The organism is Methanomassiliicoccales archaeon, from assembly GCA_014361295.1.
GTDB lineage: Archaea > Thermoplasmatota > Thermoplasmata > Methanomassiliicoccales > JACIVX01 > JACIVX01.
In genome coordinates this window covers 1-3744 of record JACIVX010000038.1, presented here as the reverse complement: position 1 = coordinate 3744, position 3744 = coordinate 1, and the positions used below count along the sequence as shown (strand labels likewise).

At 51.2% G+C, this 3744-nt stretch carries 4 protein-coding genes; 1 reads left to right on the top strand and 3 read right to left on the bottom strand.

Going from position 1 to position 3744, the window contains the following annotated elements:
- Positions 1-1384 precede the first annotated feature (1384 nt).
- On the top strand, positions 1385-1855 hold the full coding sequence (locus tag H5T41_10800; GenBank protein ID MBC7109247.1) for a hypothetical protein: 471 nt from the start codon (positions 1385-1387) through the stop codon (positions 1853-1855).
- A gap of 516 nt (positions 1856-2371) precedes the next feature.
- Here H5T41_10800 and H5T41_10795 read toward each other — a convergent pair.
- The 3 genes from H5T41_10795 to H5T41_10785 all read right to left on the bottom strand — a co-directional run.
- The gene (locus H5T41_10795; GenBank protein ID MBC7109246.1) at positions 2372-3169 is read right to left on the bottom strand and encodes a hypothetical protein; all 798 of its coding nucleotides are present in this window, start codon (positions 3167-3169) and stop codon (positions 2372-2374) included.
- 194 nt (positions 3170-3363) lie between these two features.
- Positions 3364-3552, bottom strand: a complete 189-nt coding sequence (locus H5T41_10790) for a hypothetical protein (protein ID MBC7109245.1) — start codon at positions 3550-3552, stop codon at positions 3364-3366.
- 12 nt (positions 3553-3564) lie between these two features.
- The coding region (locus tag H5T41_10785; GenBank protein ID MBC7109244.1) for a DJ-1/PfpI family protein at positions 3565-3744 on the bottom strand (180 nt) is incomplete at its 5' end.

The following is a 3744-nucleotide window of genomic DNA, read 5'->3' as shown; positions in this document are numbered from 1 at the left end:
TTGGTATGTGGCGCTTTGGCCGCGGATTTGGCCGAGGGTTCGGTCGAGGTTTCGGCCCAGGGTTCTTCGGCTGCCCCATGTGGCAAGAACCATCTAACAACAGCCAGTAACGTCCAAAAGCAGCGCCGACGAGCGCGGCGGTTAAAACCGCCGCGCTTTTTTATTGCGAACACCCGCGGTTTCCGTGAGATCTTCGCCCCCTATGAGCCCGGCCCTGGAGATCCAGGGCCTGGTCAAAATTCACGGCCAGGCCGTGCAGGCTTTGAATGGCGTGGACTCGTGGTGGCGGCCGGCCGCTCCTTCATCCGCGACCTTTCCCGGCTAGGTTGGAATCTCTCGGCCATCCTCGCCTTCGACCTTGTGATGTTCGCCGTGGCCTCCCTGAACTTCCGCCACATCATCGAGTGATTTTCCTATTCCACACTAACTTTTGGAAGGGCGAGAAGATTTTTGCCCGTGAAGGGACGACTGCGCTAGCTCTGGAGGAGCTGTTTTTTCGGGGATCGGGGAAGAAAGCAGAGAAAAGAGTGGGTTATAAAGCAATTCTAATTTACATCTATAGCCCAAAGAATTGACGGAAGCGATGGGACCGCGCTACTTAACGGTAAACCTAGATCGCCAGTCGCCGGCAGATGGTCCCCAATCAAGGGACACTCAAAAGGCTAACTCTCTCTGCAATTTTGCTTTTTTTCTCAGTCGACAAAGTCCTGTTGACTCGCTCAGTAATGGCAAATTATTCTGGCCCTTTGCCGACTTGTGGAGCTCGGTTTCTCCTGGGGCGGTGTCTCAGACCGAGCAGCCCGACCCTAGGTCACTGCTCCAAGAGTCACACCCCACACCATTTTCCAGGCCGCTTAGTTTGGCCCACATCTTTACATCCCCAAAATCCGGTGGCAGACCATTATTTGCCTACAAAACGTTGACTTAAAAAGAGGTCAAAATTGGCTCCATCTAAGGGGTGCAGGCCAAGGTTGATCCGCTCAGGAAGAGCCCGCAGAGGCCTTTCTCTTAGGCCGTTTTGGTGCCCCGCTTTTTCCGCCGGCGAACAAACCTCCGTAAGGGCTTCCAGGTGCGTTTGTACTTAAGTTGATGACAGCCTTTCCTTTGGGAACTTACCACGGGCGGACGAGCACTGTATGAGCTATGGAAACAAAGATTGTAACGGTGCTTTCTGGCCTTTCCAGCTTGTATCTTGCTACTGAGGCGCTTGCTGAGGGAGCAAAAAGATAATATTTTAAGTGTTGCCGGAGTATTCCGGGTATCATGTTAAAAAGGAGGTGGTCAGCGCAGAAAAGGAAAGCAATCACGAAAGGATATCCCTGATAGGAGGTGAGGATTAATGAAGGTACGGATCTTGGTGATTATAGCGGTGGTTGTTCTTGGGGTGGTATTTACTACGCAAGGGGCGCCAACCCCTGAGGGAAAAGGCGTGCAGGAGGATCCGCCTGGAAACGCATATGGGCGAGAACCAGCAGCATACCAACCCACGCGTGGCTTAACTATTTTTCCTCCTGACGAAGTACCCACTGGTACGTGGTTGATATGGGAATTTGGCTATCTTGGTAGTACCAGCCCAGAGGAATTGGAGCCTTGTATTGACTGGATCGAGATAGTGGAGTTTACCATCGACGGTAAAGCAGTGCCTAACCCTGAGCGATACATCGTGATCTATAAGAGGGGTACCTACTGGTCTCTCTCCTTCCGGTATAAACACCCGCCACTCAGCCCTGGGCAGCACACATGGAGCTTTACCTCATACATGACCTTCCCCCCTATTACGCATGAATGGCCACCTGTCAAGTGGTCACGTTGCGGGTCCGGCACTTTCACAGTGGTCCAGCGAGAAGGAGAGTAACGCGCCCTTGCGATTAGCTGCCAAGGCACAGGAGATAGTGGACTTCTAGATTGACATGAGACGGCAGGCGGCTTCAACCGCCTGCCGTTCTTATCCAGGTTAGCAGATACGGCTGGTTCAAGAGTTGTGGAACCGCACCCCTTTATCATTCTGGTCCGTTTGAGGCCCCCTAAGCCGAACTCGTCAAGGTCGTTCACAATATCTTGGCCTGTTTACCGAAAGGCTATCCACATAGATACTCCACCCTATGCCGGTACAGCTTAGTTAAGCTTTTCCGCGTTCGATCATCTAATCGGCTTTGTTGAGATCGAGGATGTTCTTGCTTGCCAAAAACGCTTGGTTTGAGGCGAGGCAGCTGATCACTATGGGTATTTTTAGCATTGCTTTTAACTTTCTTCGCCGCAAGTGCTGCAGCGGTTAATAAGCTACGCTTGAGTAGCAACACCGAAGGCGCTGGCCTCTCCAAACAAAGGTTAGGCTACATGGTTTAGTGAAGATAAATATCTCTACACCACCTCAGCGATAGATAGCTAGGGGAGCAAGGATAATCGCAGGGCCTTTGACAACCTCAGCAAGTCCTTGTTTAACCATTTCCCGCTCCATTTGATTGCGTTGATCTCTGCTCAAGCTTGGCAAGAAAGACGGAAAAGCTGTAAATAGACTAAAGACTTCATATTTTGTTCCCTTGGCTAAGATGCGCTGTATTTTACCTATCACAGTTGCTTCCCCTTCGAGATCGGAGAGTGGGCACCGCAAGTACCTTCTTGGCAGGTGGGCCACAAAAGTAAAACCACGCGTAGACGTTGCTTCAAACAGTATAGGAATGGGTTTTTCTTCCACTCTTTTAGCAATTGCACTCATACTTTTAAGCATTTCTCGGCTTTTGGGATCGGCAAATGCGCCCTCATCAAAAGCAGCGATGATGTCCATCAGAGGAGACAGGTCTCCCATGGCTTGTGTTAGCATAAAGGACTTAGGAATGCGAATAATAGCATCAACTTCAAGCAACTCACCCCGACGCAGTTGATTCCAGATTTGTTCGTCAAAGGCGTCAAGGAACTGTACAGAATCTTTCAGCAGCTCGTAGAGTTTTTGAAATTTGGCCCCATCGGTTACAGCCAATTTTTGCCTAGTTTCTGTCGCCCTCTCTGACGCAATTTTCCCCTCCACAATCTTATAGCCAGCCTTACCAGTTCTGTCGCTCTTTTCAACTTCAGTTTGGTCTATAGAGCCCTCAGTGACATAACCTTCAAGGGTGGCAAGGTAATCCTCCATTGTTGCCGTATCCAAAAATAAGAAATTTCTGAGAATCACTGTTACACCTCCCTATAACAGCCCAACGACTCGCAGCTAAGCGACAGCGCGGAAGGCGCTGTCCGCTCCAAGCGCGGGTTGGCGAGAACTTGCCGCCCCGTTCCTCCGAAGAGGAACCCAGCCCTCGATTTAGAGCACGTCTCACGTCCCTCTCCGCCCACAGAAATCTTTTTTCCCCTTCCACCCGATCAAGCTTATTCGCCCCCGCAACCTTTCCCTCCCAACAGCTCCCAGAGAATGAGCTTTAGGACCCTACCGACTCTCAGGCCTGTCAACCCTCTCAGCAGTCCAAAAGCCCTGCTCTCTATGAAGTGTAACACGGGAGGGGTTAGATTTCCGCCAGCTTCCTCAGATCGATGTGACGAAAGAACAACAAGCTGCATTGCATCGGACCTTTACTTTTGTAGCGCGGTGATTAGGGTTTTGACGAACACGGGAAGATCCTGGGGAACGCGGGAGGTGATGATATTTCCGTCCACGACCACCGGTTCATCCACCCAAATGGCGCCAGCGTTCTCAAGGTCATCGCGGATGGCAAAGAAGCTGGTTACGCGCCTTCCTTTCACCACCCGGGC

Coding starts and splice junctions, on each gene's coding strand:
- H5T41_10790 (MBC7109245.1), bottom strand. CDS start 3,552: ATGCAGCTTGTTGTTCTTTCGTCACATCGATCTGAGGAAGCTGGCGGA.